General features: G+C 68.7%; 1 pseudogene. It reads left to right on the top strand.

Annotated features, from left to right (window positions below):
* Positions 1 to 83 precede the first annotated feature (83 nt).
* Positions 84 to 1,594: pseudogene (locus LCE31_RS39480) on the top strand (ISL3 family transposase).
* Positions 1,595 to 1,631: the final 37 nt, after the last annotated feature.

Genomic DNA, 1,631 nt, shown 5'->3' with positions numbered 1-1,631 from the left:
CGGCCCTGTCTCACTTTCGGTGGTGACGGAGAGTCGTGGGGGTCGTTATTGTTGGCGTGAGGGATGTCAACGAGCTTGTCCAGATGGTGTTTTCGGGGTTACTCCCGCTGGTCGTCGAAGATGTGGTCGACGAGGGGCAGCGGATCGAGGTGCGCGCGCGAACTCCGCAGGGTGACGCGGTCTGTCCGGTTTGTGGGGCCTCGTCGGGGCGTGTGCACGGCTATCAGCTGCGGACGGTGGCCGACGTGCCGCTCGACGGCCGGCGGGTTGTGGTCCGCGTGCGGGTGCGGCGTCTGCTGTGTCCTACGTCCGGCTGCCGCTACACCTTCCGCGAGCAGGTGCCCGGCGTCCTGGAGCGATACCAACGGCGCACGGCCCGTCTGACCAGGCAGGTCAAGGCCGTGGTCAAGGAGTTAGCGGGCCGGGCGGGATCACGTTTGCTGACGGTGCTCGCGGTAGGCGTCTCGCGTCATACGGCCCTGCGCGCCGTGTTGAACATCCCCTTGCCCACCGGGCGGACGCCCCGTGTGATCGGCGTCGACGACTTCGCTCTGCGCCGGCGGTACCGCTACGCCACTGTGGTGATCGACGCCGGGACCCATGAGCGGATCGAGGTGCTGCCCGACCGCACCGCCGACACCCTCGAAGCGTGGCTGCGCGGGCATCCGAACGTCGAGGTCGTCTGCCGTGACGGCTCGGCCACCTATGCGCAGGCGATCCGCCGGGCTCTGCCCGACGCGGTGCAGGTCGCTGACCGCTGGCATCTGTGGCACAACCTGCGCGAAGCAGCCCTGAGCGAGGTGAAGGCACACAGCACGTGCTGGGCCACCGTCCTGGACGCGCCGATCTACGACGGGCCCCGCGCACAGACCACCCTGGAACGCTGGCACCAGGTCCACGGTCTCCTCGACCAAGGCGTGGGCCTGCTCGAATGTGCCCGTCGCCTCCAACTGGCCCTGAACACCGACAAGCGCTACGCCCGAGCCGACCGGCCCGAGCGGATGCTCCGCGTCCCCAAATACCGCGCCGGCCTCGTCGACCCCTACCGCGACCACCTGCGCAAACGCCGGGACGAGGACCCCGCCGTCCCCGTCAGGCACCTCTTCGACGAGATCAAAGCCCTCGGCTTCACCGGCTGCCTCAACCTCCTGTACAAGTACATCAACCAGGGCCGTGCGGACGCCGAGCGCAGCCACATCTCCCCGCGCCGCCTCGCCCGGATGCTCCTCACCAGGCCGGACAACCTCAAGGCCGAGCAACACGAACTCCTGGCCAAGCTCACCGCGGCCTGCCCCGAGATGACCCAACCTGGCCGAGACGATCGCAGACTTCGCCCCGCTCTTGGCGCCGGCATGCCGACAATGCCGACGCGCTCACCTCCTGGATCGCCCAAATCCGAGCGGCCGACCTGCCTCACCTGCACGCCTTCACCCGGGGCCTGGACCGCGACCTCGACGCCGTGATCGCCGGGCTCACGCTTCCCTACAGCAACGGCCCCACCGAGGGCGTCAACACCAAGACCAAACGGATCGCGCGCCAGATGCACGGGCGAGCAGGCTTCACCCTGCTCCGCCACCGCATCCTCCTCGGATGACAGCACCCTCCGTCACCACCGAAAGTGAGACAGGGCC

Source organism: Streptomyces sp. 8L, assembly GCF_020176795.1.
GTDB lineage: Bacteria > Actinomycetota > Actinomycetes > Streptomycetales > Streptomycetaceae > Streptomyces.
The sequence above is the reverse complement of the archived record's forward strand: the minus strand, read 5'-3'. Positions and strand labels throughout refer to the sequence as shown.